Origin of the sequence: Actinocatenispora thailandica (assembly GCF_016865425.1) — a bacterium.
Classification (GTDB): Bacteria; Actinomycetota; Actinomycetes; order Mycobacteriales; family Micromonosporaceae; genus Actinocatenispora; species Actinocatenispora thailandica.
Genome location: NZ_AP023355.1, coordinates 3,384,112 through 3,410,842 on the forward strand (window position 1 = coordinate 3,384,112; position 26,731 = coordinate 3,410,842).

Genomic DNA, 26,731 nt, shown 5'->3' on the forward strand with positions numbered 1-26,731 from the left:
GAGTGCGGCGAATGCGACAGATGACTGCGGCGTCGTCCCGTTGCTGGCATCGTGCCCGTTCCTGGCACTGTGCCGTTGCCGCAGGTGGTCGGGCCGTTCGCCGGCCAAGACAAGCAGGCCGTCCGAGGAGAATGCCACGCGATCCACGGGACTCCAGAGTAACAGCAGGCCCGGCCGGACCGAAGAGAACCACCGGGCGCGCCGTCGGGACGTGTGAGCAGGGACGGGCCGAACCGGCAGGTACCTACTCGTTCCGCACCGGCCGCGTCACCTGCAGGCAGTACTGCACCGCGAGCGGCACCGCCACCGACGCCGCCGCGCCGGTCACGATCAGCCCGGCCCCGTCGAACAGCCCAGCCAGTACCGCGGCGACCGCGGCACCGGCGAGCGCGCCGCGCAGCGACGGGAACAGGCCGTACACCCGGCGCAGCCCGGCGGTCGGCCCCAGCAGCACCAGCCCGACGAACACCGCGGCCACCACGACCAGCAGGCTGAGCAGGCTGCCGATCGTGGCCATCGTGTTCGCCTGCATCACCCGGTGCAGCGCCGGACCGGCGGTCCCACCGAACAGGTTGCCGACGAACCGGGCCAGGTGGCCACGCTGCTCCGCCGGCCGGGTCAGATCCAGCAGCGCGAACGCACCGGTGACCCCCACCCCGGCGACGATCGCCCAACCGAGCCGGGTGAGGGTGAGAAACCCGCCCCGGGACAGCACCGCCGCCACCGCGGCCCCGGCGGTCATCCCGATCGCCGCACCCGGGTCGGCGCCGAAGAACGGCCCGCCGACGGCCACCACGCCGGCCCCACCGACCAGCGCCATCAGCAGCGGCCGGTACCGGCGGGGCACCCGGACGGCGAGGCAGCCGGCGAGCGCCAGTACCGCGGCGGCGAACGCGCCGAGCCCGACCATGCCCAGCCCGGTGTACCGGTCGCCGGTCACCGCGGCGTAGCCGACCACGTTGTCCAGCTCCAGGTGCGCGCCGCTGACCACGTCGACGCCGATCACCGCCACCACCACGGCCGCGGTCGCGGCCGGCTGGCCGAGCCGCCAGCGCCGCCACGGCCCGGTCCGCACCACCGCGGTCGCGACCGCGAGCCAGCCCGCCGCGACGGCCAGAAACGTCCACCCGGGCGCGCCGGTACGCCACCAGGGCACCACGTTGGCCAGCAGCATCGCCGGTACCACCAGGGCGGCCGCGGTCGCCGCCGTGGAGACGAGGGCGCGGGTGCGCTCCGGCGCGTCGACGAGCCGGCTGAGCGCGAGCCCGACCAGCAGGTACAGCAGCAGCTGGCTGGCCACCAGCACCACCACGAACCAGCCGGCGACACCGGCGGTGGCCACCGACGAGCGGTCCGCGTCGATCAGCCGCTTTCGACTCGCCGTCATCGTCGCGCTCCGCGCCGAGCCGTGCTGCCAGGGCTGGCCGCTGAACACGGCGGGACGCCGCAACCCCAGCGTGTCGGTCACCGTCGGCGCCACGTCGGCCAGCTGCACGTACCCGGTGCGCTTGGTGCTGCCGGAGGTCAGCCACCCGCCGCGGAAGTCCGGCCCCTCGGCGATCGCCACGTGCAGCCGCGCCGGAGCCCCGGTGTCCGACACCCCGGCCACGAGCACCGTGGAATCAGTCGCCCGGGCCGCCAGCACCCGCGCGACCAGCCGATCCACGGCGCGGACCGCGGCCCGCCGGGACGCGCCGGTACCGGTGACCCGGCCGGCGTCCACGACGGTGAGCGGGCAGCGCGCCAGCACCGCCCGCGGACGTCGCGGCAGCGTCGGCAGGTACTGGGTGACCCGGCCGACCGGCCGGGACGCCGCCATCGCCGCGCCCGGGCCGATCGCGGTCGCGCAGCGCAGCGACTCCGCCAGGGCGCCGGGTCGCGCCTGCACCGCAGCGTTGCGCGACACCACGTCCGGCTGGTCGTCCAGCACCGCCGAACCGTCCGGGTGCACCACCAGCCGGGCCGGCGGATCCGGGCAGGTCCTCGGCGTCGCCCGATGCGGGCCGCGCTGCGCCCGGGCACCGGCACCCAGCGTCACCCAGCCGTCGTCCGGGCAGGTCAACGCGCGAGTGGACCGCGCCGAGAGGGTACCGATCGAGCCCTGCCGGGCGAGCCGCCACAGCGCCGGCGTGCCGGTCGAGGACACGTCGTCCCAGCGCAGCCCCGGTACCCCGATGACGACCACCTGGCCGCTGGAGCGGGCGGTGTGGGTGGGTGCCGCCGACGCCGGCGCCGCCAGCCCGAGCAGTACGCCGAGCGCGATCAGCAGCCCGGCGAACCCGGTGCAGCGCCGACGGCTCATTCGAGCAGCTCGGCGTAGACGGCTTCGACCTGGGCCACGGTGTCCGCCTCGGTCGGCCAGCGCGCGGCCTGATCTCGTGCCCGTGCGGCCAGCTCGGACCGGCGAGCCGGGTCGGCCAGCAGCGCCTCGACCGCACCGGCCAGCGCATCACCGTCGCCGGCCGGTACCAGCACGGCGGCGTCGCAGACCAAGCCCGGCACCCCGCCGACCGCCGTGCACACCAGCGGCCGACCGGCTGCCAGCGCCTCCTGGGCGAACAGCTGCCGGGCCTCCCAGCGGCTCGACACCACCGCCAGATCACAGGCGGCGAGCAGGTCGGCCACGTCGTCCCGGTGGCCCAGCAGCGTGACCGGTGACCCGGTCGCGGCGATCCGGTCGGTCAGCGCGGCCCGTTCCGGCCCGTCACCGGCGATCACCAGCAGCGGCCGCGGCTCGACGCCGCGCCACCGGGCCGCGGCGTCGACGAGCAGGTCGTACCCCTTCTGCTGGTGCAGCCGACCGACCGACAGCACCAGCGGGCGGCCCACCGCACCGAGCTCGGCACGTACCTGGGCCGCGTCGCGCCGTGGCGGCGGGAGCGACGGCGCGGCCACCGGCGCCGGCCGGACGTCCCGGCCCCCCAGTCGCAGCACCCGGTCGACCAGATCGTCGGAGGCGCACAGGTGCACGGTGGCGGACCGCGCCAGCCGCCGCTCCAGTGCGGCGAGCAGCCGCTGGCGCGGGCCGGATCCGTTGTTCGGCAACAGGTTGTGCCAGGTCACCACCAGCGGCGCGGACCGCGGTCGGGCCAGCGCGGCGAGCAGCCCGGCCCGCATGCCGTGCGCGTGCACCACGTCCGCACCGCGCAGCCCGGCGGCGAGCGCCGCGAGCGCCGGAAGATCCCGGGCCGGATTCAGGCCCGCGGAGATCGGCACCGGGCGGAAGGCCGCGGCACCGAAGTCGAACCGCTCGGCCACCTCACGCGGCCCCAGCACCCGAACCGGATGCCCGTCCCGGACCAGCGCGGCGGCCAGCGAACCGACATGCCGGCCGATGCCGCCGGTGCTGGTGGGCAGCACCAGCGCGACCCGATCCCGTACGTCTGCCACGCTTCTCCCCACCGCGCGGTCCGGCGGCCGACCCGCACCCTGGGGCCCCTGGCCGCACGGGGCGTCGCGCGTCCCCGTCGCTGTCGCCTCCGCTGCGGGACACCGTGTCCCGCCGGTCGTTCCTAGCCTGACAGGTCGCTGCGACCCGGCGAACGCCGGGTTACGGGCGCGGCTCGGCCGATGCGGTGAACTGCGAGCGATCGACCGGTACCGCCGGAATGCGGCCCCAGCGGTCCACCGCTGCCAGCACCGGATGGGCCTCGATCACGGCGGTGAAACTGACCCTCTCGCTGGCCAGGGTCAGCCCGGCGATCCCGGCCAACAGGGCGATCCGGCCGGATCGCCCCAGCGTGCGGGTGGCGGCCAGCCCGAGCAGGGCGCCCAGCGCGTTCGCGCCGCCGTCGCCGAGCATCACCCGCTCGCGCAGGTCGTCGGGCAGCAGCGCGCCCGCGGCGCCGAGCGCGCCGGCGGCGAGCCCGCCGGCCCGGCCCGCGACCAGCGGACCGCCTGCCAGCAGGCCGACCTTGACCGCCCGGCCCGGACGCAGATCGAACAGGTTCGCCAGGTTCGCCGCGCCGGCCAGCACGCCGGCCGACACCAACGTGTCGACCGGATGCACGCCGCGCCCCCGGTCGGCCAGGGCCGCAGCGGCGAGCGACGCCGCGCCGATCCCGCCGATCTTGACCAGTCCGCTGGTCACCCGGCCGGCCCGCAGGGCGGCCAGATGACCGCGGAACCCCTTGGCCTGCCGCTGATCCGGGCGCTGCCCCACCACGTCGTCGTACAGCCCGACCGCACCGGCCGACAGCCCGACCGTCAGCGCGGCCGCCCGGGTGCCGCCGTCGCCCGCGCCGAGAGCCGCGGCGCCGGCGGCGGCCACCGCCAGCGCCGGGCCGGCCGCGAGGCTCACCGTCGTACCGCGATGGTTGACCCGCTCCAGCGCACCCGCGACCGGCGCCGAGCGCACCGCGCCGAGCACCGCCCGGGCCGCCACCGCACCAGCCCCGGCCACGGCCACCCGGCTCAGCACCCCGGCCAGCGCCCGTCCGGCCGACGAACCGCGCGCTGCACCGGCCGAGCCCGCTCGACGCACCGCATCCGCCGCCATCAGCCACTCGCCGGCAGCAGCTGGCTTGCGCCGTCGCCCAGCCCGTACTGCCCGACCGTGCCGGACAGCTGGGCGGACAACGCCAACACCGTGGTGATCTGCCCCTGTACCAGGTTCAGCGTGTCCACTGTGGACACCGTTGCGGTCAGCTCGCTGTCGCCGCGCACCGCGCCGATCACGTTGCCCTGCCCGGAGGTACCCGGGCCGGCCAGGACCGCCTGCCCCGCCTTGGCGAACTGGCGCACCACGGTCACCGCGGACGCGTTGCGCTTCGCGGCGTCCGGATCGGTGGCGGGCGGCCCGGCCACCACCACGACCGCCTCCGCCGGCGTCTTCACCGCCTTGCCGACGATCAGGTTCTGCCCTGTCGCGTACGCGGTGAGCACCGTGGTGCGGGAGTCCTTCGACACCGTGTCGTGCCGCTTCATCAGCACCGCCGCGAGCAACGCCGAGGACGACTCGACACCGTCGGCGTTGTTCGGCAGCGTGGTGTGGATGTCCACCGGCAGCTTCGCCGAGGCCAGGTCGTTCAAGGCGTCGTTGTTCTTCGGATCGGTGAACGTGTTGGTCAGCCGCACCTCGCCGGCCAGCGACGCCCCGGCGTAGCCGAGCATCTGCTCGGTCCCGCTGACCGCCTTGTCGTCGGCCCCGGGCAGCGCGAGCACCAGCACCGACCGCTTGGTCAGCGTGCCGGCGAGGATCCGCGGCGCCAGCTGCCGGTCGAAGTCCTCCTTCTTGTTCGCCTCGCTGGTCAGGTGCTGCACCTGGCCGCGGTACTGCTCGTTGGACTTGCGCAGCTCACCGACCTGGTCGTTCAGGTTGTCGGTGAGCGTGCCGTTGAGCGCCGCGGTGCCGAGCACCAGGCCGACGGCGAGAGCGAGGAAGACCGCCGTCAACGTGACGACGTGATAGCGAAAGTTGATCACGAGAACAGCCTCTGCACATGGAACAGCAAGTTGTCCCACCACTCGGCGAGGACCTGAAGATAGGAGCGACTGATGGTGGACACCGCGACCGCGGCGGCCAGCGCCGCGATCGCGGCGAGCACCAGCAACAGCAGCGACGACGTGGACACGCCCTGGCGGTACAGCCGGGACACGCCCTTCGCGTCGACCAGCTTGCCGCCCACCTTGAGCCGGGTCAGGAACGTGGAGGCCATCCCGCCGCGGCCCTTGTCCAGAAACTCCACCAGCGTCGCGTGCGTGCCGACCGCGACGATCAGCGTGGATCCCTTCTCGTCGGCCAGCAGCATCGCGAGGTCCTCGCTGGTCGCGGCGGCCGGGAACACCACCGCCGGGACGTCCAGCGCCTCGACCCGGGCCAGGCCCGGCGCCCGCCCGTCCGCGTACGCGTGGACGACGACCTCGGCACCGCACCGCAGCACGTCGTCGGACACCGAATCCATGTCCCCGACGATCATGTCCGGCGTGTATCCCGCCTCCACCAACGCGTCCGCGCCACCATCCACCCCGATGAGCACCGGTTTGAACTCGCGGATGTACGGCCGCAGCACTTCCAGGTCGGCCTTGTAGTCGTAGCCACGCACCACGATCAGGCAGTGCCGGCCTGCCAGGTCGGTCGCCACATCGGGCACCCCGACCCCGTCGAGCAACAGATCACGCTCGCGCTTGAGGTACTCCATCGTGTTGCCGGCGAACGCCTCGAGCTGCGCCGACAACCCCTGCCGCGCGTCGGCCATCGCCGCGGCCACCGTCTCGGCATCCAGCCGGGCGCCGGTGGCGACCTTCTGCTCGCCGAGGAACACCGTGCCGCCGTCGATGCGGACGGTGGCGCCTTCCCGCACCTTCTGGAAGACATCCTCGCCGACATCGTCGATGACCGGAATGCCGGCCTTGACCAGCACCTCCGGGCCGAGATTGGGGTAACGACCGGAAATCGACGGCTTCGCGTTGACCACCGCGGACACGCCGCAGCTCACCAACGAGTCCGCCGCGACCCGATCCAGGTCGAGGTGATCGATCACGGCGACGTCACCGGGTCGCAGCCGACCCGTCAGCCGTTTCGTGCGCCGATCGAGTCGCGCCGGTCCGCTGACCGCGCCTGCTTCTGCCGTCCGAGCCCGACGGAGGGTAGGTAGCCGCATCGCTACCAATCTTGACACTCAGGGCTCGACAACCCCGACCGCGACATGCATGCAAATCTATCAGCGTCGGCCCGTCCGATCCGGCCAGTCACCTCGAAACCGCCCGGAGGTAACGAACCGCCGGCCTCACCGGCGCCGACCCCGGCCGGACCGGGCCATCGCCAGCAGCTCCTCGGCGTGCGCGACCCCGAGATCCGAGTTCGGCAGCCCGGCGAGCATCCGGGCCAGCTCCCGGGCCCGCTCGCTGTCCTCCACCACCCGAACCCCGGAGGTGGTGACCGAACCGCTGGAGCCCTTCTGCACCACCAGGTGACGGTCGGCGAACGCGGCGACCTGCGGGAGGTGGGTGACCACCAGCACCTGGTGCCGCCGGGCGAGCATCGCCAGCCGGCGACCGATCTCCACCGCCGCCTCGCCGCCGACGCCCGCGTCGACCTCGTCGAACACCAGCGTCGGTGGGCCACCCGCGCCGGCGAACACCACCTCGACGGCGAGCATCACCCGGGACAGCTCGCCGCCCGAGGCACCCCGCTGCACCGGCAGCGCGGGCGCACCGGGGTGCGGAACCAGCTGCAGCTCCATCTCGTCCGCACCGTCCGGGCCGGCACCGGCCGGGGCGCCGTCCACCGTGGCGGTCGGCTGACCCGTCGCCACCGGCCGGGCCAGCACCCGCGCCACCACCTGCGCGTGCGGCATCGCGAGGCCGGTCAGCTCGCCGCTCACCGCCACCCCGAAGCGCTGCGCCGCCTCCCGGCGGGACGCCGCCAGCCGGCCCGCGAGCTCTGCAACCTCGTCGGCCAACCGGTCCCGCTCGGACTCCAGCGCGGCGAGCGTCTCGTCGGACGAGTCCAGCTCGGCGAGCTGGCGCTGCGCGTCGTCGGCCCAGCCGAGCACCCCGTCCACGTCCTCGGCGTACTTGCGGGTCAGCGCGCGCAACGCGGCCCGCCGCTCGTGCACCTGCGCCAGCCGCGCCGGATCCGCGTCCAGATCCGCCGCGTAGCTCGCCAGCTCGCCGGCCACATCGGACACCAGCCTGGCCGCCTGCTCGATCCGGCCGGACAGCTCACCCAGTGCCTCGTCCACCTCCGCCTGCGCGGCCAGCTCGTGCCGGGCCGCGCCGAGCAACGTGGACGCATCGGTGCCGGCGGTAGGGTCGTCGGCGTCACCGGCCAGCGCCTGCTGCGCCGCCGCGACCGCGGCCCGCAAGCCCTCGGTGTGCTCCAACCGCTGCGCCAGAGCGCGCAACTCGACATCCTCGCCCGGCTGCGGATCGACCTGGCCGATCTCGGCCAGGCCCAACCGAAGCAGGTCGGCGCGCTGGTTGCGTTCCCGGGCGTTCGCCCGGCGCTCGGCCAGCTCCGTGTCGTGCTGCCGCCAGGCGGCGAACACCTCGCGGTAGCGCGCGAGCAGCTTCTCGTGGTCGGCGCCGGCATAGCGGTCCAGGGTGGCCAGCTGTTCGGCCGGCTGCAACAGCCGCATCTGGTCGGACTGGCCATGCACCGCGAGCACCCGGGCGCCGATGTCGGCCAGCACACCGACCGGCACGGACCGCCCGCCGACGTGCGCCCGGGACCGCCCTCGGCGCTCACCGACCGGGCGAGCAGCACCGATCCGTCCTCGTCCGGCTCCGCGCCGGCCTCGCTGACCCGCGCCGCGACCGCCTTCGCCACCCGGCCGGAACAGCGCAGCCGCCCCTCGATCACCGCCCGCCCCGGATCGGCTCGGACCCGGCCGGCGTCGGCCCGGCCACCGAACAGCAGACCGAGGCCGGCCACCACCATCGTCTTGCCGGCACCGGTCTCGCCGGTGATCACGGTGAGACCGGAGTCCAGCGGCAGCGTCGCGTCGTCGATGACGCCCAACCCGGTGATGCGCAGCTCCTCCAGCACACGACGACCATAGCCGCACCCGGCGACAGTCCGGTCGGTCGGTGAGCACCTCGCCGTGGCTAGCCGGGCGGTCAGCGCTGCGGCGCACCCCGCCAGCCATCCACCGGCAGGGCGAACTTCTTCACCAACCGATCGGTGAACGGCTGCGGCTGCAACCGCACCACCCGAACCGGCTCGGCGCCGCGCCGGACCACCACCTGGCTGCCCGGATCCAGCTCGAACATCCGCCGACCGTCGCAGTTGAGCAGCGCGAACGTGGTGTACGGCTCGACCGTGACCGACAGCGTCGAGGTCGGCGCCGCCACCAGTGGCTTGCTGAACAGCGCGTGCGCGCTCACCGGTACCAGCAGCAGCGCCTCCACCCCCGGCCAGACGACCGGGCCACCGGCGGAGAACGCGTACGCCGTCGAGCCGGTCGGGGTCGCACACACCACACCGTCGCAGCCGTACCGGGACAGCGGGCGGCCGTCGACCTCCACCAGCACCTCGAGCATCCGTTCCCGGCTGCCCTTCTCCACGCTGGCCTCGTTCAGCGCCCAGGAACGCGCCACCACCTCGCCGTCCCGGATCACCTCCACGTCCAGCGTCAGCCGCTCCTCCACCTGGTACGAGCCACGGCACACGTCGCGGACCGCGGCGTCCAGGTCGTCGAACTCCGCCTCGGCGAGGAACCCGACCCGGCCCAGGTTGATGCCCAGCAGCGGCGCCCGCACCGGACGGGCCAGCTCCGCGGCGCGCAGCAGGGTGCCGTCACCGCCCAGCGCGAACACGATCTCCACCCCGTCCGCGGCCTCCTCGGCCCCTACCGGTACCAGCCCGGGCACGCCCAGGTCGCCGGCCTCGTCGGCGAGCACCCGGACCCGGAACCCGGCGCGCAGCAGGTCCTGCGCGACCGTCTGGGCATGCCCGGTACTCGCCCGCCGACCGGTGTGGGTGATCAGCAACGCTTCTCGGCTCACCGGCGCTCCCCCTCGGCCTGCGGCGGCCTCGCGCCAGCCGCGGCGTACACCTGGGCGGGATCGACGCGCGCCGCACCGCGCCGCAGCCACAGGAAGAACTCCACGTTCCCGGACGGCCCCGGCAACGGGCTCGGCGTCACCCCGGCCACCCCCAGCCCCAGCTCACCCGCCGCCGAGGCAACCGCGAGCACCGCCTCGGCGCGCTGCGCCTCGTCCCGCACCACGCCACCCGCGCCGACCCGGTCCTTGCCGACCTCGAACTGCGGCTTCACCATCGGCACCAGGTCGCCATCCGGCTCCAGGCAGGCCACCAGCGCGGGCAGCACCAGCCGCAACGAGATGAACGACAGGTCCGCGACGCACAGCTGCGCCGCGCCACCGATCGTCTCCGGCGTCAGGGTGCGCACGTTCGTGCGCTCGTGCACGGCGACCCGCTCGTCGGTGCGCAGCGACCAGGCCAGTTGCCCGTACCCGACGTCGACCGCGACCACCTCGCGGGCCCCGTTGCGCAACAGCACGTCGGTGAACCCGCCGGTGGACGCCCCCGCGTCCAGACAGCGCCGGTCCTCGACGGTCAGCCCCTCGGGGGCGAACGCGGCCAGCGCGCCGAGCAGCTTGGTCGCGCCGCGCGACACGTAGTGTGGTCCCGCATCGGTCACCCGGATCGCGATCGCCGGATCGACCGCCGTGGCCGCCTTGCGCGCCACCACCCCGGCGACCTCCACCAACCCCGCGCCGACCAGCTCGCCCGCCTGCTCCCGGGACCGGGCCAGGCCACGGCGGACCAGCTCGGCGTCCAGCCGTACCCTACGCGCCATGCCGGGCCGCTCCCGCGACGCCGATCATGCGTCGTCCACCGCGGCCAGCACGTCCTGCAGCGACCGGTGCACCTGCTCGTACCCGGCCACCTGGTCGCCGGTCGGCCGCCCCGCCAGCTCCTCCAGTACGGCCAGCGCCTCGTCGACCCGCGGTTCCCCGGTCGGTTCCAGGCCCCCGACCGCCGCCCGCAGCGGCGCACCGGGGTCCGCCGGTTCCGGGTGCGTCTCCTCCTGCGCCGGCGAACCGGTCGCGGACACCGGCGCCTGCTCTGGCCCGTTCTCGGCTGGTGATCCGTGGTCGGTCGCCGAGCCCGGCGTACCGCTCGCCGGCCGGCTCGCGGTCGGACCGGCGCCGAACAGGTGCGGCCCGGGCCGCGGCGCCGCCGGCTGTGCTTCCTCTGTCATTCGCGCTCACTCACCGGTTCCGGCCGCGGACCCGGCCGCCCGCGCCGTCGCTGTCTTCGTCCCGGCCTTCTTCGCGGCCGACTTCGTCGCCGTCGCCTTCTTGGCCGTCTCCTTGTTGGCCGCGGTCTTCTTCGCCGCGGTCTTCTTCGCGGCGGCCTTCTTCGCCGGAGCCTTCTTGGCGGCCGCCTTCTTCGCAGCCGCCTTCTTCCCGGCCGACTTGGTCCCGGCCGCCTTCGTCGCCGCACCCGAGCCGGCGGCGGACGATGTCCCGGCCGACTCGGTCTCGGCCAGGCGGCGCTCCAACTCGTCGATCCGAGACTGCATCTCGGTGAGCCGGTCGGCGTTGACCAGGCCGACCGCGCGCAGCGCCTTGTCCAGCTCGCTACGCACCAGCTTCGCGACCGCCTCCCGGTTCGCCACGCTGGTCTCGACCAGTTCCTCGGTCATCGAACGCAGCTGGTCGACGCTCGCGCCGCTCTGCGCGGCGAGCGTGTCGATGGCCTGCTTCGCCCGCTTCCGCGGTTTCTCGGTCAACCCCAGAGCCAGTTCCAGGTAGGTGCGCCAGGCGTCCTGCTGCATGTGTGCCCCCTTGAGTACAGGCAACGGATCCCGCACGTACGCCCTGAACGCTACCGGGCGATCACCCGGCGCCGTGCGGTACCGTGCCGTTCGAGCGGCGGATCCCCATCGGAGGTGCCATGGCCACGGTCGAAGAGTGCCGGCAGGCGCTCGACACGCTGTCGGAACGGATGACAGCGCACGCCGCGGAGCTGACCTCCAAGGTCAATCTCGACCGGCGAATGGTGCTGCGGCTGCGCGACCTCGGGGTGTCGTTCCAGGGCCGGATGAACGAGGGTGCGATCACCGAGATCGAGCCGGGCGACGACCCGAACGCGCGCATTCAGATCGAGCTGACCAGCGACGATCTGGTGGCGATGGTGGACGGGCGGCTCGACTTCGCCCGTTCCTGGGCGGCCGGCCGGGTCTCGGTGAAGGCGAACGTGCTGGATCTGCTGAAACTTCGCAAACTGCTCTGACCGGCCGGTCGCACCAGGTTGGTGTCCGCGATGGCCGGCTCGCCACCGGCCGGTGCGCCACCCGTCGGCAGGCACGCCGCTCGATCCGGCCGAGCCCGGCTCGCACCGGTCAGCCGCCGAGCCCCAACTCCGAGAGCATCGCGGCGGCGGGCGCGTCGCCGGCCCGGACCGGCAGCCCGGTGCGCCACGCCGCGGTGCACAGTGCCGTCAGCGCCTCGGTCGCCGTACCAGAACCGGAGCCGGTCCCGGTCAGCTCCGCCGCCCCACCGGGGTAGCGCACCTGCCAGCCACCCACGGCGACGCCGTCCTCGTCCACCGCCGGTTCGGGTCGCGGAGCGAGCAGACCGGCCAGGTCGGCAGCGACGAAGGTGGGCCGCACCGCCGGCGGCGCCGCGATCAGGTCGGCGGGGGTCGTCACCCCGGTCAGGACCGCCAGGCTGGGCAGCCCGGCCCGGTTCGCCCCCTCGATGTCGGTGTCCAACCGGTCCCCCACCACCAGCGGTCGCCGCGCCGCACACCGGCGTACCGCCAGCTCGAACAGGGCAGGCTCGGGCTTGCCCACGACCAGATCCGGCCGCCGATCGAGCGCCGCGGCGACCGCGGCTATCAGTGAGCCGTTACCGGGCAACGGGCCCCGTTCGGAGGGCAGGGTGGTGTCCAGGTTGGTGGCGACCCAGTCGGCGCCGTCCCGCACCGCCACGGTCGCCTCGGCCAGCTGCCGCCAACCGATCTCCGGCGCGTAGCCCTGGACCACCGCGACCGGCCGCTCGGCTGCCGTGTCGGTCGGCACCATGCCCGCCGCGCGTACCTCGCCGACCAGCGCCGACGACCCCACCACCAACACGGCGGACCCAGCCGGGTACCGCTCGGCGAGCAGCCCGGCGGCACCCTGCGCCGACGTCACGACCTCTTCGCCAGCGGCGTCGACACCGAGCGCGCACAGCCGCTCCGCGACCTCGCCCGCGGTACGCCGCGCGTTGTTGGTCACGAACTGCACCCCGACACCGTGCTCGCGGACCTGCCGGAGCGACTCGACCGCGGCCGGCACCGGCTCGTCGCCGAGGTAGACCACGCCGTCCAGATCCAGCAGGAGTACGTCGAACGCCGCCACCAGGGGCCGCCGATCGGCGGGCTGCGGGGTGCCGGCGCTCACTGCGCTTCCCCACCGCCGGCCGGGGTACCGGTGCGCGGCGCACCCGATGCGCTCGCGTCCCCCGGGCCCGAATCGTTCCGGTCCGCGGCGGGCGAGCCGGTCCCGGCCGAACTCGTGCCATCCGAAGTCGGGGCACCCGAGGCCGCGCCATCCGAAGTCGTCGCGGCGTCCGAAGACGGGGCGTTCGATCCCGCCGTGCTCGAGCCCATCGCGCCCGGGCGGTACGCGTCCGACACGGTCGTCTCGTCCCCGGTGTGGCGATCGCCCGACGGCGGCGAGATCGGGGTGTCGGTTGCCGAGGCAAGGTCGGAGAACTGCGCCGGTGGCACCGTACGGGCCGGCCGCGCCTCCTCGTCTCCTGCTCGCGGGTCCGCGCCTGCTCGTGGGTCCGCGTCAGCGCCTGCCGGAACGCCCGGGTGCTCGTCCGAGCGCCGGCCGGGCTTCTCGTCCGGGCCGATGACGCCCACCTGCTGCGCCCCGGTCGCACCGGCGACAGCTACCTCGCCGCCCTGACGGTCCCCGGCCGTACCGGCCGGAACGCCGGCACTGCCAGCGTCCGCGACCTCGCGACCGCCGTGGGCCCCGCGGAACCGGTCATCCTCGGCCCTGGCGGCGGGGGCATCGCCCTCCTCGACGTCGCGGGCCTCCCCGACGACGGCGGCGCCGGCATCGAGCGACCCGCCGTCCTGGCCCTTGCCGTTTCCGCCCTCGCGGCCGGCGTCCCGCTCGTGGCCCTGGTCCCGCTCCTGGCCCTGGTCCCGCTCCTGGCCCTGGTCCTGGTCCCGGCCCTGGTCGGCACGGTCTTCGACGGCGGATCGGTCACGCTGACCGCCAGCCCTTTCTGCGGAGTCCTCGCCACCCGCGGCGACGGACCCGCTGGCCTCGCCGCCATCCGAGTACTCGTCCTCGTCGTCCGCGCTGGCTGCGTTGCCCGCACCGTCCGCATTGTCTGCGTCATCGGCGTCGTTGTCTGCGTCATCGGAGTCGTCCGGAAGGTCGTCGCCGTCGATCGCGACCCCCTCCAGCGCCAGCAACCGGTCCACCGCATCGGTCAACCCCTGCGGGTCCAGCTCGATCGCTCCGGCGAACCAGCGGTACGCCTCCTCGATCCGTCCCGCCGCCTCCAGGGCGTCCGCGTACGCGTACCGCAGCCGCGCTCGCCACTCCTCGGTGCCGTTCACCTCCAGGCCCGGCACCTGCAGCATCGTCACGCTGGCCGCGATCTGCCCCATGTCACGCCGCGCACCGGCCGCGACGATCAGCAGCTCGATCCACTCGGCCGCACCGACGGTCTTCCGGTCCGTATGCCGGAACAGGTCGACCGCCCGCTCGGGCCGACCCAGGCCCCGCTCGCAGTCCGCCAGCACCGCCAGATGCGTGTTGCGACCGGTGATCCGCTGGAACGCCCGCAACTCGGACATCGCCAGCTGCCACTGACCGCACCGGTACGCCGCGAGACCGACCGCCTCCCGCACCGCCGCGATGCGCGAGGCGACCTTCCGCGCCGCCATCGCGTGCCGCAGTGCCAGCTCGGGATCGACGTCCAGCAGTTCGCCCGAGGCCACCAACCGGCGTGCCACGGTGTCCGCGCTCATCCGGGACAGCGCACGCAACTCGGCGCGAACGTCACGGGACAGCTCGTGCGCCCCGACCGCGTCGGGCAACGCCGGGTCCGGCCCGGCCAGCTCGCTGCGGCGTGGGGCGCGCGGCTCCACCACCCGCTCCGGCCACTGTTGCCGGCCACCGGCGGGCCGGTCGGTCCGATCCGACCGCGGCTTGTCGGACCGTCGCCGGTCGTGCCCATACCCGCCCGACCGGTCGGAGCCCTGCCGGTCATACCGACGGTCGCCAGGCCGGGTGTCCGTGCCCCGGCGGCCGGCCGCATCACCGCGCCGATCGCCGTCACGGCGCTCCCGGTCCTGGTGACCGGTCACTCCGCGGCGGTCTCCCGTGGCACCACGAGCCTCCCGGTACCCGCCGGAGCGTTGCTGGTCGCGCGGGCTGCCCCGGAAACCCCGATCGCCGCGGTGGCCGGAGTCACGAGTCTCCCGGTGGTCACGCCCGAACGGGGCGCCGCCGCGGCGGTCGTCCTGCCGGCCACCACCGGCGCGCCGGTCGTCCCGGTAGCCGGACCGCTGATCGTGCCGGACTCCGGTGCCGCGGCGATCCTCCCGTGGACCGGCCGAGCGGCGAGAGTCGCCCGACCCGGAACCGCGACGAGAGTCGCCCGACCCGGCAACCCGGCGGTCGTCCCGGTAGCCGGAGCCGGACCGCTGGCTCTCCCGCGCACTGCTAGCTGCCCGACCGTCCCGGTCGCCCTGCCGGTCGTCCCGAGGGTATCCACCGCCGCGACGCTCGTACCGGTCGTCCCGACGGTCGTCGCGACCCCGTGCCCGACCGTCGTACCCACCGCGGCGGTCACTACCGCTGGACTGCGGACGATCACCGCGGTACTGACCGCGCACACCGTCCCTGGACTCGCGTGGTGGGCCGGCCTGCGAGCGACCACCGAACTGCCCGGCACCGCCACGCCCTTGATAGCCGCCCCCGCGGCCACCGGCACGGTCGCCCTCGCCGCGCGGACGGTAGCCCCCGTCCGAACGGCCGCCGTCGCGTCGCCGATCGTCCCCGCCGCCCCAGCTGCCGCGCCGCGGCTGATCGCTCCGTCGCTGGTCACCCGTCCGACGCTCGCTCGACCGGCCGCCGAAGTCACTTCGCCGGCCTTGGTCCCGTGGCGCCTGATGACGACGCGGCTGGTCCCGATCGGACCCGCCGGACGGTCGCCACTCGCGACGCTGGCCCCGGTCCTCACCAGCGCGGCCGGACCGATCGTCGCGACGCCCACCGCCTCGCGCCGCAGCACCGCGGTCGTCGTTCCAGCGACGGTCGCCGGACGCGCCCTGCCCGACGCCACGATGACCCCCGGACCGGTACTGGCCCTGCTGGCCACGGTCCGCCCCGTTGCCACGGCCCTGGCCACGGGCCGGGCCGTCTCCTCGTCGCGGGCTCCTACCGGCGTTGCGGTCGCGCTGATCACGGTCGGCGTCTCGGCCCGGCTGACGACGCTGGTCGTCTGAATTCGATGGCACGGCAACATCTTCCTCTACGCGCCGGCGCCAGGCCGCTGGGCTGTTATGCACCGGAATCAGGACACAGAAAAAGGGGCGGGTGGAACAGCTTCCCGCTGTTCCACCCGCCCTCACGTGAGCTTCGGCGGCGACCTACTCTCCCACACCCTCCCGAGTGCAGTACCATCGGCGCTGTAAGGCTTAGCTACCGGGTTCGGAATGGGACCGGGCGTTTCCCTCACGCTACAACCACCGAAACATCTCTCAAACCAGCCAGCCACACACACCCCACACCAAAACGGGGCACTCTGACCGTGGTTCCAGAACTACACAGTGGACGCACACAACCTTGTAGTCAAGCCCTCGGCCTATTAGTACCGGTCAGCTCAACACGTTACCGCGCTTACACCTCCGGCCTATCAACCCAGTCATCTCCTGGGGGCCTTACCCCCGTCTCCGGGGCAGCAGACCTCATCTTGAAGCAGGCTTCCCGCTTAGATGCTTTCAGCGGTTATCCCTTCCGAACGTAGCCAACCAGCCGTGCCCCTGGCAGGACAACTGGCACACCAGAGGTTCGTCCGTCCCGGTCCTCTCGTACTAGGGACAGCCCTTCTCAAATCTGCAACGCGCGCGGCGGATAGGGACCGAACTGTCTCACGACGTTCTAAACCCAGCTCGCGTACCGCTTTAATGGGCGAACAGCCCAACCCTTGGGACCTACTCCAGCCCCAGGATGCGACGAGCCGACATCGAGGTGCCAAACCATCCCGTCGATATGGACTCTTGGGGAAGATCAGCCTGTTATCCCCGGGGTACCTTTTATCCGATGAGCGACACCGCTTCCACTCGCAAGTGCCGGATCACTAGTCCCGACTTTCGTCCCTGCTCGACCCGTCAGTCTCACAGTCAAGCCCGCTTCTACACTTACACTCACCACCTGATTGCCAACCAGGCTGAGCGGACCTTTGGGCGCCTCCGTTACCCTTTAGGAGGCAACCGCCCCAGTTAAACTACCCACCAGGCACTGTCCCTGAACCAGATCATGGCCCGAGGTTAGACATCCAGTACGACCAGAGTGGTATTTCAAGATTGCCTCCGCCCCAACTAGCGTCGAGGACTCAACGGCTCCCACCTATCCTACACAAGCCGAACCGAACACCAATACCAAGCTATAGTAAAGGTCCCGGGGTCTTTCCGTCCTGCCGCGCGTAACGAGCATCTTTACTCGTAATGCAATTTCGCCGGGCCTGTGGTTGAGACAGCGGGAAAGTCGTTACGCCATTCGTGCAGGTCGGAACTTACCCGACAAGGAATTTCGCTACCTTAGGATGGTTATAGTTACCACCGCCGTTTACTGGCGCTTAAGTTCTCAGCTTCGCCACGCCGAAACGCAACTAACCGGTCCCCTTAACGTTCCAGCACCGGGCAGGCGTCAGTCCGTATACATCGTCTTACAACTTCGCACGGACCTGTGTTTTTAGTAAACAGTCGCTTTCCCCTGGTCTCTGCGGCCATACCACGCTCCCACCGCAAGGGTGTTCACGCGTCCGGCCCCCTTCTCCCAAAGTTACGGGGGCAATTTGCCGAGTTCCTTAACCACAGTTCACCCGAACGCCTCGGTATTCTCTACCTGTCCACCTGTGTCGGTTTAGGGTACGGGCCGCTCGAAGCTCGCTAGAGGCTTTTCTCGGTAGCATGGGATCACTGACTTCACCAAAATCGGCTCGGCTTCACGTCTCAGGCACATGCGATGCGGATTTACCTACACCACGCCCTACACGCTTACCCCGGCACAACCACCGGCCGGGCTCAGCTACCCTCCTACGTCACCCCATCGCTTGACTACTCCCAACCAGGATCCCCGATCCACCAGCCTCGATCCGAAGACCTCAACCAACATCACGGGTTAGCACAGAAAGTTTCATCAGGGACGCTTCTACGCGGGTACGGGAATATCAACCCGTTATCCATCGACTACGCCTCACGGCCTCGCCTTAGGCCCCGACTTACCCAGGGCAGAAAAGCTTGACCCTGGAACCCTTGGACATCCGGCGGCAGGGTTTCTCACCCTGCTATCGCTACTCATGCCTGCATTCTCACTCGCACCACGTCCACAACTCGGTCACCCGGCTGCTTCACCCGTGGCACGACGCTCCCCTACCCATCCACACACCTAGACCCAACCCACAAAGAGTCGAGCCAGATACACATGTGAATGCCACAGCTTCGGCGGTGTGCTTGAGCCCCGCTACATTGTCGGCGCGGAATCACTTGACCAGTGAGCTATTACGCACTCTTTCAAGGATGGCTGCTTCTAAGCCAACCTCCTGGTTGTCTCGGCAACCCCACATCCTTTTCCACTTAGCACACGCTTAGGGGCCTTAGCTGGTGATCTGGGCTGTTTCCCTCTCGACGACGAAGCTTATCCCCCGCCGTCTCACTGCCGCGCTCTCACTTACCGGCATTCGGAGTTTGGCTGACTTCAGTAAGCTGGTAAGCCCCCTAGGCCATCCAGTGCTCTACCTCCGGCAAGAAACACGCGACGCTGCACCTATATGCATTTCGGGGAGAACCAGCTATCACGGAGTTTGATTGGCCTTTCACCCCTACCCACAGGTCATCCCCCAGGTTTTCAACCCTGGTGGGTTCGGCCCTCCACACGGTCTTACCCGCGCTTCAGCCTGCCCATGGGTAGATCACCCCGCTTCGGGTCTAGGACACGCGACTCAACGCCCTTATCGGACTCGCTTTCGCTACGGCTCCCCCACACAGGTTAACCTCGCCACGCACCACTAACTCGCAGGCTCATTCTTCAAAAGGCACGCCATCACCACACCCAACGGTGCAGCCCTGACGGATTGTAGGCACATGGTTTCAGGTACTCTTTCACTCCCCTCCCGGGGTACTTTTCACCTTTCCCTCACGGTACTAGTCCGCTATCGGTCACCAGGGAGTATTTAGCCTTACCAGGTGGTCCTGGCAGATTCACGGCAGATTTCCGGGGTCCGCCGCTACTCGGGAACTCACATAGACAGGCCGCGCACTTTCGCCTACAGGACTCTCACCCTCTACGGCAGGCCTTTCCAGACCCTTCAGCTAGCACACGACTTTCTCACTGCCCGACCCCCCAGCGGGAGGATCACAGCAAGCCCCACAACCCCGAACACACAACGCCCGCCGGCTATCACATGCGCTCGGTTTAGGCTCATCCGCTTTCGCTCGCCACTACTCACGGAATCACTATTGTTTTCTCTTCCTACGGGTACTGAGATGTTTCACTTCCCCGCGTTACCTCCACACGCCCTATATATTCAAGCGCGGGTAACACCACATGACTGGTGCTGGGTTCCCCCATTCGGAAATCCTGGGATCACAGCTCGGTTGACAACTCCCCCAGGCATATCGCAGCCTCCCACGTCCTTCATCGGCTCCTGGTGCCAAGGCATCCACCATGCGCCCTTAAACACTTGACCACAAAGATGCTCGCGTCCACTGTGTAGTTCTCAAACAACGGGCAGAAACCCCACACACCACACCAACACCAAACCCCCCAACAACACCAGACAACCCGGCACCATCAGAAGCGGTATATTGGCCATGCAGGACCTGCAACCAACCCGAAAAAACAAACAACAGTTTGTTCCTTCAGGACCCAACAGGGTGTCGACCATCCCAGCCGCATCCACGCCCCTTCCTGAACCACCCACCCACAGGCAGATGACAGTACTAACCACGCGAACCGTCGCCAGAACAGAACTAGCCAGCACTCCACCACTGAGCAACCAACAGAAGACATCCGCTCCTGCCTGGCCCTGGACAACCTTTCAGCTGCCAGACGCTCCTTAGAAAGGAGGTGATCCAGCCGCACCTTCCGGTACGGCTACCTTGTTACGACTTCGTCCCAATCGCCAGTCCCACCTTCGACAGCTCCCTCCCACAAGGGGTTAGGCCACCGGCTTCGGGTGTTACCGACTTTCGTGACGTGACGGGCGGTGTGTACAAGGCCCGGGAACGTATTCACCGCAGCGTTGCTGATCTGCGATTACTAGCGACTCCGACTTCATGCAGTCGAGTTGCAGACTGCAATCCGAACTGAGACCGGCTTTAAGGGATTCGCTCCACCTCGCGGTATCGCAGCCCTCTGTACCGGCCATTGTAGCATGCGTGAAGCCCTGGACTTAAGGGGCATGATGACTTGACGTCATCCCCACCTTCCTCCGAGTTGACCCCGGCAGTCTCCGATGAGTCCCCGGCATAACCCGCTGGTAACATCGGACAAGGGTTGCGCTCGTTGCGGGACTTAACCCAACATCTCACGACACGAGCTGACGACAGCCATGCACCACCTGTCACCGGCCCCGAAGGACCCCACATCTCTGCAGGATTTCCGGCGATGTCAAACCCAGGTAAGGTTCTTCGCGTCGCATCGAATTAATCCGCATGCTCCGCCGCTTGTGCGGGCCCCCGTCAATTCCTTTGAGTTTTAGCCTTGCGGCCGTACTCCCCAGGCGGGGCGCTTAATGCGTTAGCTACGGCACGGAAACCGTGGAGTGGTCCCCACACCTAGCGCCCAACGTTTACGGCATGGACTACCAGGGTATCTAATCCTGTTCGCTCCCCATGCTTTCGCTCCTCAGCGTCAGAACAGGTCCAGAGAGCCGCCTTCGCCACCGGTGTTCTTCCTGATATCTGCGCATTTCACCGCTACACCAGGAGTTCCACTCTCCCCTACCTGCCTCTAGCCCGCCCGTATCGGCTGCACGCCCACAGTTAAGCTGCAGGTTTTCACAACCGACGCGACAAGCCACCTACGAGCTCTTTACGCCCAATAAATCCGGACAACGCTCGCCCCCTACGTCTTACCGCGGCTGCTGGCACGTAGTTAGCCGGAGCTTCTTCTGCAGGTACCGTCACTTTCGCTTCGTCCCTGCTGAAAGAGGTTTACAACCCGAAGGCCGTCATCCCCCACGCGGCGTCGCTGCGTCAGGCTTCCGCCCATTGCGCAATATTCCCCACTGCTGCCTCCCGTAGGAGTCTGGGCCGTGTCTCAGTCCCAGTGTGGCCGGTCGCCCTCTCAGGCCGGCTACCCGTCGTCGCCTTGGTAGGCCACTACCCCACCAACAAGCTGATAGGCCGCGAGTCCATCCCCAGCCGGTAAACCCTTTCCACATCATCCCATGCGAGACGACATGAATACCCGGTATTAGCCCCGGTTTCCCGGGGTTATCCCGAAGCTGAAGGCAGGTTACTCACGTGTTACTCACCCGTTCGCCGCTCGAGTACCCCCGAAAGGGCCTTTCCGCTCGACTTGCATGTGTTAAGCACGCCGCCAGCGTTCGTCCTGAGCCAGGATCAAACTCTCCACCAAAAACTTGAAGAAAATCCCAGCAACACACCCAACCCCTCCACCAACGAAGGAGCCAGGCGAACTGCATCAAAGGAACCCCACCACAACCAACCAACGGTCAGCCATGGCAACGGGGCAAAACATAATGCACTGGCTTTTCAACACCCTGTTGAGTTCTCAAGAAACAAACGCACACCTACGACGACCACTAAGTGGCAACCACAGGGGCTTGTTCCCATGTGCCCGCAAGAAACCCACCGCTCGAGGCGGCCTCGTTGTCTCTTGGGCCTCCCCAGACTAGCGCTCCCATTTCTGGGCTCTCATCCGGGGGTCGCAGACCGGCCTTCCGGGTCTCGCGCAAGATCAAGATCTCGCACGTCGACCGGCTCGTCCGGCTTCCTGCGGTGTTCCAGAGTACATGGTCGGTCTCGCAGATGCAAACCCGGCTTCCCGGTGATGCTCCTGCACCGCCCGACGATCTTGTCTTTCGACCTGATCGTCGCCCCGGGCCGGCCACCGGCCGCTTTCGCGTCCGGCCCTGTCCGTGTTCCCCGCGGGCAAGAAGTAAGTTACGCGACCCATGATCGCCGCGTCAAACCGGGGGGCGGTGTCCCCGCTCACACGAGGCGCCGTCCGTCCACACCAGACGGACGGCGCCACCCCGGCCGGCACACCTCAGCTGGTCAACTGCACCCCGGCGACCGTTCGCTTGCCCCGACGCAGTACCAGGAAACGGTTGTACAGCAACCGATCCGGCCCCGGAACAGCTTCTGCGTCCGCGACCCGCTCGTTGTTGACGTAGGCGCCGCCCTCGGCCACCGCGCGGCGCGCCTCGGACAGGCTCGCGCACAGCCCGGACTGCTTGAACAAGGTGGCCACGCTCGGCAACTCCGCGACCTCCAGCAGTCCGGCCTCGCGCAACGCGGCGTCCACAGTGGACTCGTCCAGCCCGTCGAGCTGGCCGCGGCCGAACAGCGCCTGGCTCGCGGCGACGACCTGGGCGGTCTCGTGCGCACCGTGCACCAGCGTGGTCAGCTCCTCCGCCAGGGCGCGCTGGCCGGCCCGAGCCGCCGGGCGCGCCGTGCCGGCGGCGATCAGCTCCTCGATCTCGTCGTGCGAGCGGAAGCTGAAACACCGCAGGTACCGGCCGACGTCGGCGTCGGCGGTGTTGAACCAGAACTGGTAGAACGCGTACGGGCTGGTCATCGCCGGATCCAGCCAGACCGACTGGCCGTCCGCGGTCTTGCCGAACTTGGTGCCGTCGGCGCGGGTGATCAGCGGAGTGGTGAAGGCCTGGACCGCCGCGCCCTGGCGACGGCAGTAGTCCACCCCGGCGGTGATGTTGCCCCACTGGTCGGAACCGCCGAACTGCACCGTGCAGCCGTACCGGCGGTGCAGCTGGAAGAAGTCGTTGGACTGCAGCAGCTGGTAGCTGAACTCGGTGAAGCTGATGCCACCGGCCGCCAGCCGGGCCCGGACGATCTCCCGGGAGAGCATCTGGTTGACCGGGAAGTGCTTGCCCACGTCGCGCAGGAACTCCACCACCGACATCTCGGCGGTCCAGTCGAGGTTGTTGACGGCGCGGGCGGCGAGATCCCCGGAGAACGTGACGAACGGGGCAAGCTGGTCCTGCAACCGGCGCACCCAGCCGGCAACCACCTCCGGCGCGTTGAGGGTGCGCTCGCCCGCGTCCTTCGGGTCGCCGATCAGTCCGGTCGCGCCGCCGACGAGCACCAGCGGCCGGTGGCCGGCCTGCTGCAGGCGCCGCGCGGTCAGGATCTGCACCAGGTGGCCGATGTGCAGGCTCGGTCCGGTGGGGTCGAACCCGACATAGAACGTCACCGGCCCGTTGGCCAGATGCTTGGCCAGCTCGTCCGGGTCGGTGCTGTCCTTGATGAGACCTCTCCACTGGAGGTCGGCAACGATGTCGGTCACGGTGGTGATTGTTCCGCATCCCGCGCGGGGCCGGCCAGCTAGTTCGCCCGCTCGGTCAGCGCGGTACGGACAGGGCCAGGCGGCCGAGCCCGGCGCCGCCGTGGCCGGCCGCGACGGCCCGGTCGACCAGCGCGCGCACCGCGTCGAGCGCACCGGTGTCCAGCTCGTGCGCCCGGGCCGTCTCGGCGACGTGCCGGATCGTCGCCGCGGCGGAGCCGATGGTGGACACCTCGCCGGGGAACTCCCCCGCCTGCAGTTGCCGGGCCGCCCGGTCGATCATCTCGGGCAGCAGGCCGCCGATGCCACGCGCGTACGGGGCGAGGTCGGTCGGCGCGATCCGCTCCGCGCGGGCCAGCGCGAACGAGTGCGCGACGCCGTGCACCGCGGTCGCGAACAGGTCCAGCAGCGCCATCTCGTACGCCGCGGCCCGGCCCGGGTCGGCATCCAGGTACGCCGGGCGGCCACCCAGCGCGGCCAGGGTCGGTCGGTGTACCGCGAAGCTCTCCTCGGGTCCGCTGTAGAGCACGGTGCCGGCGGCGGTGCCGATCGTCGGGGTCGGGGTGAGGATCGCGCCGTCCAGGTAGCCGAGGCGCTGCGCACCGGCCCAGGCGGCGAGGGCGCGCGCCTCGTCCGGGCGTCCCGAGCCGAGATTGGCGAGCGTACGGCCGGTCCAGTCGGCGCCGGTGCCGGTGAGCACCGTGCGGAGCGCGGCGTAGTCGCGTACGCAGGCGACGACCAGCGGGGACGCGGCGACCGCGGCAGCGGCGGTGTCCGCCGGAGTGGCGCCCCGCTCGGCCAGAGCGGCGGTACGGCCGGGGGTGCGATTCCAGATCGTGGTGCGGTGCCCGGCGGCGAGGAACGCCGCGGCGAGCGCGGTACCCATCGGGCCGAGTCCGAGCACGGTGACCTGCGAGGTGGTGGTTTCTGTCATGGCGCGACGCTAAGGGTTGACGTTGACGTGAAGGTCAAGAGTTGGTCGACTGGCTCACATGGAGATCGGAGACCTCGCCGCGCGCACCGGCGTGAGCCGGCGCGCCCTGCGGTACTACGAACAGCAGGGGCTGCTCACCCCGGCGCGACGACCGAACGGATACCGCGACTATCCCGAGGCCGCGGAGCGCACCGTGCGCCAGATCCAGGTCCTGCTGGCCGCGGGACTGGGTACCGCGGTGATCGCGGAGATCCTGCCGTGCCTCGCCGACCCGGCCGTCGTACGGGTACCGGTCTGCCCGGAGCTGCTCGACGGCCTCGGCGCCGAGCGGGACCGCATCACCGCCTCGGTGCGCCGGCTGGTCGCGGCGCGGGACCTTCTCGACAGCCTGATCGCCGACCGGGATCGGCCGTTCGCCACGTCCCTGGCCGAACTCGATGCGGCCGGTGCCGGTGCCTGACCGCGCCCCGGGGGTCAGCGGCGCCGGGGCACGTGCCGGCGGTACGGGCTGACGGTCCGGTCGCCGGTGATCCAGAAGCGCCACGGCACGTCGTGTGCCGCCGCCACCCCGACCCGGGGCCGGCAGAGACCGCCTCCGGCAGTACCGGAGCGGTCGGCGGCGTCAGGTGCAGCGGGCCAGTCCCGTCGATCACCGAGGTTCCGTTGACCTCGGCGCCGACCGCGAGGGCGCGCCCCAGCCGGGCCGGGCCGCGGGCCAGGTCCCGGTCGGCGGCGCCGGGACGGCGTTCGCGGGCCAGCTCGATGCCGTCGATCACCTCGCCGGCGCGCAGCAGCACCGCGGCCGCCTCGCCGGAGCGGCCGCAGACGATGTTGAAGCACCAGTGCACGCCGAACACGAAGTACGCGTAGGCGTACCCGGCCGGGCCGAACATCACCGCGTTGCGCGGGGTACGGCCGCGGTGCGCGTGCGAGGCGGGGTCGCCGCCGGTGCCCGCGTACGCCTCGACCTCGGTGAGGCGCAGCCGCACCCCGTGTGCGGTCAGCTCCCAGCCGAGCAGGGCGCGCGCGGTGGCGTCGACCTGCTCGGCCGGGGCCGACAGGAACCGGTAGCTCAGCGCGGCACCACCTGGGTGTCCGCCCAGCCGCGCCAGCCGGTGACCTTCGCGTCCAGCGCGGCCAGCTGGTCGGTGACCGGGCCGGGGCCGGTCGAGCCCGGCGTGGTGCGCGCCGCGAGCGCACCCGGCACCGACAGCACCTCACGGACCTGCGGGGTCAGCCGATCGCTGACCGCCGCGAGGTCGGCGTCGGACACCTCGTCGAGGGCGCAGCCGCGGGACAGGCACAGGGCGACCAGGGCGCCGGAGATCTCGTGCGCGTCGCGGAACGGTACGCCGCGGCGAACCAGCCAGTCGGCGACCTCGGTCGCGAGCGTGTAGCCCTGCGGCGCGGCGGCGGCGAGCACGTCGGCCCGCACGGTCATGGTCGTGACCAGCCCGGTCAGCGCCGGCAGCAGAACCTCCAGGGTGTCGATCGCGTCGAAGACGGGTTCCTTGTCCTCCTGCAGGTCCCGGTCGTACGCGAGCGGCAGCGACTTGAGCGTGGCCAGCAGGCCGGTCAGGTTGCCGAGCAGCCGGCCCGCCTTGCCGCGGGCCAGCTCACCGACGTCCGGGTTCTTCTTCTGCGGCATGATCGACGAGCCGGTGGCGAACGCGTCGTCCAGCTCCACCCAGCCGAACTCCTGCGAGGTCCACAGCACGATCTCCTCGCCGAGCCGGGACAGGTGCACCCCGATCAGGGCGGCGTCGAACAGGAACTCGGCGGCGAAGTCCCGGTCGGACACCGCGTCGATGGAGTTCGCGCAGGGCGCGTCGAAGCCGAGTTCGGTGGCGACCGCCGCCGGGTCCAGCGGCAGCGAGGAGCCGGCCAGGGCGCCGGCACCGAGCGGGCTGTACGCGGCGCGGGTGTCCCAGTCGGCGAGCCGGTCCAGGTCACGGCCGAACGACTGGACGTGCGCGAGCAGCTGGTGACCGAACGAGATCGGCTGCGCGTGCTGCAGGTGGGTCATGCCCGGCGCCGGGGTGTCGACGTTGTTGCGGGCCTGCTCGGTCAACGCCTCGACCAGGTCGACCAGCCGGCCGGCGAGCCCGCGCACGTGGTCGCGCAGGTACAGCCGGAGGTCGGTGGCGACCTGGTCGTTGCGGCTGCGGCCGGCCCGCAGTTTGCCGCCGAGCGTACCGAGCCGCTCCAGCAGGCCGCGTTCCAGCGCGGTGTGCACGTCCTCGTCCTCGACGGTGGGGGTGAACTCGCCGGCCGCGCAGGCTGCGGCGAGGTCGTCCAGCGCGGCGAGCATCCGGCCCAGTTCGTCGGCGTCGAGCAGGCCGGCGCGGGCCAGCACCCGGGCGTGCGCGCGGGAACCGGCGATGTCGTACGGCGCGAGGCGCCAGTCGAAGTGCACCGACAGGCTCAGCCGGGCCAGCGCCTCGGCCGGGCCGCCGGCGAACCGGCCGCCCCACAGTCGGGTCGGTTCGGTCGCGTTCTGCTGCTGTTCGCTCACGCCGCCATTCTTCCTGGGTGCGATGGATGGGTACGAGCTGCCCTCGCGGCGCCCGGATGGCACCGCGGCGGG

General features: G+C 70.9%; 17 protein-coding genes, 3 rRNA genes and 2 pseudogenes. 3 read left to right on the forward strand and 19 right to left on the reverse strand.

Annotated features, from left to right (window positions below; genetic code table 11):
- Window positions 1–244: 244 nt before the first annotated feature.
- From Athai_RS15055 to Athai_RS15100, 10 genes and pseudogenes are all read right to left on the reverse strand, one after another.
- On the reverse strand, window positions 245–2,302 hold the full coding sequence (locus Athai_RS15055) for a hypothetical protein (RefSeq protein WP_203962066.1): 2,058 nt from the start codon (window positions 2,300–2,302) through the stop codon (window positions 245–247).
- On the reverse strand, window positions 2,299–3,390 hold the full coding sequence (locus Athai_RS15060; protein WP_239156952.1) for a glycosyltransferase family 4 protein: 1,092 nt from the start codon (window positions 3,388–3,390) through the stop codon (window positions 2,299–2,301). The genes Athai_RS15055 and Athai_RS15060 overlap by 4 nt, the downstream gene beginning before the upstream one ends.
- 160 nt (window positions 3,391–3,550) lie before the next feature.
- On the reverse strand, window positions 3,551–4,498 hold the full coding sequence (locus Athai_RS15065; protein WP_239156953.1) for a hypothetical protein: 948 nt from the start codon (window positions 4,496–4,498) through the stop codon (window positions 3,551–3,553).
- Entirely contained in the window at window positions 4,498–5,424 is a 927-nt protein-coding gene (locus tag Athai_RS15070) for a copper transporter (protein WP_203962068.1), read from the reverse strand. Before Athai_RS15070 ends, Athai_RS15065 begins: the two co-directional genes overlap by 1 nt.
- Window positions 5,421–6,602 (reverse strand): putative cytokinetic ring protein SteA, encoded by a 1,182-nt coding sequence (gene steA / locus Athai_RS15075; protein WP_203962069.1) that lies wholly within the window; start codon window positions 6,600–6,602, stop codon window positions 5,421–5,423. The genes Athai_RS15070 and steA overlap by 4 nt, the downstream gene beginning before the upstream one ends.
- Window positions 6,603–6,728: 126 nt before the next feature.
- Window positions 6,729–8,491: pseudogene (gene recN, locus Athai_RS15080) on the reverse strand (DNA repair protein RecN).
- A gap of 71 nt (window positions 8,492–8,562) precedes the next feature.
- Complete coding sequence (locus Athai_RS15085) at window positions 8,563–9,450, reverse strand: NAD kinase (RefSeq protein ID WP_203962070.1); 888 nt, start codon at window positions 9,448–9,450, stop codon at window positions 8,563–8,565.
- Window positions 9,447–10,268, reverse strand: a complete 822-nt coding sequence (locus Athai_RS15090) for a TlyA family RNA methyltransferase (protein WP_203962071.1) — start codon at window positions 10,266–10,268, stop codon at window positions 9,447–9,449. The genes Athai_RS15085 and Athai_RS15090 overlap by 4 nt, the downstream gene beginning before the upstream one ends.
- 24 nt (window positions 10,269–10,292) lie before the next feature.
- Window positions 10,293–10,673: a hypothetical protein gene (locus tag Athai_RS15095; protein WP_203966739.1), complete on the reverse strand. Its 381-nt coding sequence runs from the start codon at window positions 10,671–10,673 to the stop codon at window positions 10,293–10,295.
- Window positions 10,674–10,679: 6 nt separating this feature from the next.
- Window positions 10,680–11,252, reverse strand: coding sequence for a phasin family protein (locus Athai_RS15100; protein WP_203962072.1), 573 nt, complete (start codon window positions 11,250–11,252; stop codon window positions 10,680–10,682).
- Between the two features lie 119 nt (window positions 11,253–11,371).
- Between Athai_RS15100 and Athai_RS15105 the strand changes: the two genes are divergently transcribed.
- Entirely contained in the window at window positions 11,372–11,710 is a 339-nt protein-coding gene (locus Athai_RS15105; protein WP_203962073.1) for an SCP2 sterol-binding domain-containing protein, read from the forward strand.
- A 109-nt stretch (window positions 11,711–11,819) separates the two neighbouring features.
- On the opposite strand, the gene Athai_RS15110 is transcribed toward Athai_RS15105, so the two are convergent.
- Both Athai_RS15110 and Athai_RS35290 read right to left on the reverse strand, forming a co-directional pair.
- Window positions 11,820–12,863 carry an HAD-IIA family hydrolase gene (locus Athai_RS15110; RefSeq protein ID WP_203962074.1) on the reverse strand — a complete coding sequence of 348 codons (1,044 nt, stop codon included), beginning with the start codon at window positions 12,861–12,863 and terminating at the stop codon, window positions 11,820–11,822.
- A complete protein-coding gene (locus tag Athai_RS35290) occupies window positions 12,860–14,578 on the reverse strand; it encodes a tetratricopeptide repeat protein (protein ID WP_203962075.1) in 1,719 nt (572 codons plus the stop codon). Before Athai_RS35290 ends, Athai_RS15110 begins: the two co-directional genes overlap by 4 nt.
- A gap of 270 nt (window positions 14,579–14,848) precedes the next feature.
- Between Athai_RS35290 and Athai_RS15120 the strand changes: the two genes are divergently transcribed.
- The gene (locus tag Athai_RS15120) at window positions 14,849–15,940 is read left to right on the forward strand and encodes a hypothetical protein (protein WP_203962076.1); all 1,092 of its coding nucleotides are present in this window, start codon (window positions 14,849–14,851) and stop codon (window positions 15,938–15,940) included.
- A gap of 131 nt (window positions 15,941–16,071) precedes the next feature.
- On the opposite strand, the gene rrf is transcribed toward Athai_RS15120, so the two are convergent.
- The 5 genes from rrf to Athai_RS15145 form a co-directional block, all read right to left on the reverse strand.
- Window positions 16,072–16,188, reverse strand: a 5S ribosomal RNA gene (gene rrf, locus Athai_RS15125).
- Between the two features lie 94 nt (window positions 16,189–16,282).
- A 23S ribosomal RNA gene (locus Athai_RS15130) occupies window positions 16,283–19,404 on the reverse strand.
- 373 nt (window positions 19,405–19,777) lie between these two features.
- Window positions 19,778–21,299, reverse strand: a 16S ribosomal RNA gene (locus Athai_RS15135).
- Together the 16S, 23S and 5S rRNA genes form the textbook arrangement of a ribosomal RNA operon.
- A gap of 654 nt (window positions 21,300–21,953) precedes the next feature.
- A complete protein-coding gene (gene tyrS, locus Athai_RS15140) occupies window positions 21,954–23,213 on the reverse strand; it encodes a tyrosine--tRNA ligase (RefSeq protein ID WP_203962077.1) in 1,260 nt (419 codons plus the stop codon).
- Window positions 23,214–23,268: 55 nt separating this feature from the next.
- The gene (locus tag Athai_RS15145) at window positions 23,269–24,144 is read right to left on the reverse strand and encodes an imine reductase family protein (protein WP_203962078.1); all 876 of its coding nucleotides are present in this window, start codon (window positions 24,142–24,144) and stop codon (window positions 23,269–23,271) included.
- A 58-nt stretch (window positions 24,145–24,202) separates the two neighbouring features.
- Here Athai_RS15145 and Athai_RS15150 point away from each other — a divergent pair, with 58 nt between their 5' ends.
- Window positions 24,203–24,604, forward strand: a complete 402-nt coding sequence (locus Athai_RS15150) for a MerR family transcriptional regulator (protein ID WP_203962079.1) — start codon at window positions 24,203–24,205, stop codon at window positions 24,602–24,604.
- Between the two features lie 14 nt (window positions 24,605–24,618).
- On the opposite strand, the pseudogene Athai_RS15155 reads toward Athai_RS15150, so the two are convergent.
- Window positions 24,619–25,220 (reverse strand): annotated as a pseudogene (locus Athai_RS15155) (DNA-3-methyladenine glycosylase).
- Window positions 25,217–26,659: an argininosuccinate lyase gene (gene argH / locus Athai_RS15160; protein WP_239156954.1), complete on the reverse strand. Its 1,443-nt coding sequence runs from the start codon at window positions 26,657–26,659 to the stop codon at window positions 25,217–25,219. Before argH ends, Athai_RS15155 begins: the two are co-directional and overlap by 4 nt.
- Window positions 26,660–26,731: the final 72 nt, after the last annotated feature.

Excerpts from the sequence above, each read along its gene's own strand:
- Athai_RS15055 (WP_203962066.1), bottom strand. The coding sequence starts at position 2,302 with ATGAGCCGTCGGCGCTGCACCGGGTTCGCCGGGCTGCTGATCGCGCTC.
- Athai_RS15065 (WP_239156953.1), bottom strand. The coding sequence starts at position 4,498 with ATGGCGGCGGATGCGGTGCGTCGAGCGGGCTCGGCCGGTGCAGCGCGC.
- steA (WP_203962069.1), bottom strand. The coding sequence starts at position 6,602 with ATGCGGCTACCTACCCTCCGTCGGGCTCGGACGGCAGAAGCAGGCGCG.
- Athai_RS15090 (WP_203962071.1), bottom strand. The coding sequence starts at position 10,268 with ATGGCGCGTAGGGTACGGCTGGACGCCGAGCTGGTCCGCCGTGGCCTG.
- Athai_RS15095 (WP_203966739.1), bottom strand. The coding sequence starts at position 10,673 with ATGACAGAGGAAGCACAGCCGGCGGCGCCGCGGCCCGGGCCGCACCTG.
- Athai_RS15100 (WP_203962072.1), bottom strand. The coding sequence starts at position 11,252 with ATGCAGCAGGACGCCTGGCGCACCTACCTGGAACTGGCTCTGGGGTTG.
- Athai_RS15105 (WP_203962073.1), top strand. The coding sequence starts at position 11,372 with ATGGCCACGGTCGAAGAGTGCCGGCAGGCGCTCGACACGCTGTCGGAA.
- Athai_RS15145 (WP_203962078.1), bottom strand. The coding sequence starts at position 24,144 with ATGACAGAAACCACCACCTCGCAGGTCACCGTGCTCGGACTCGGCCCG.
- Athai_RS15150 (WP_203962079.1), top strand. The coding sequence starts at position 24,203 with ATGGAGATCGGAGACCTCGCCGCGCGCACCGGCGTGAGCCGGCGCGCC.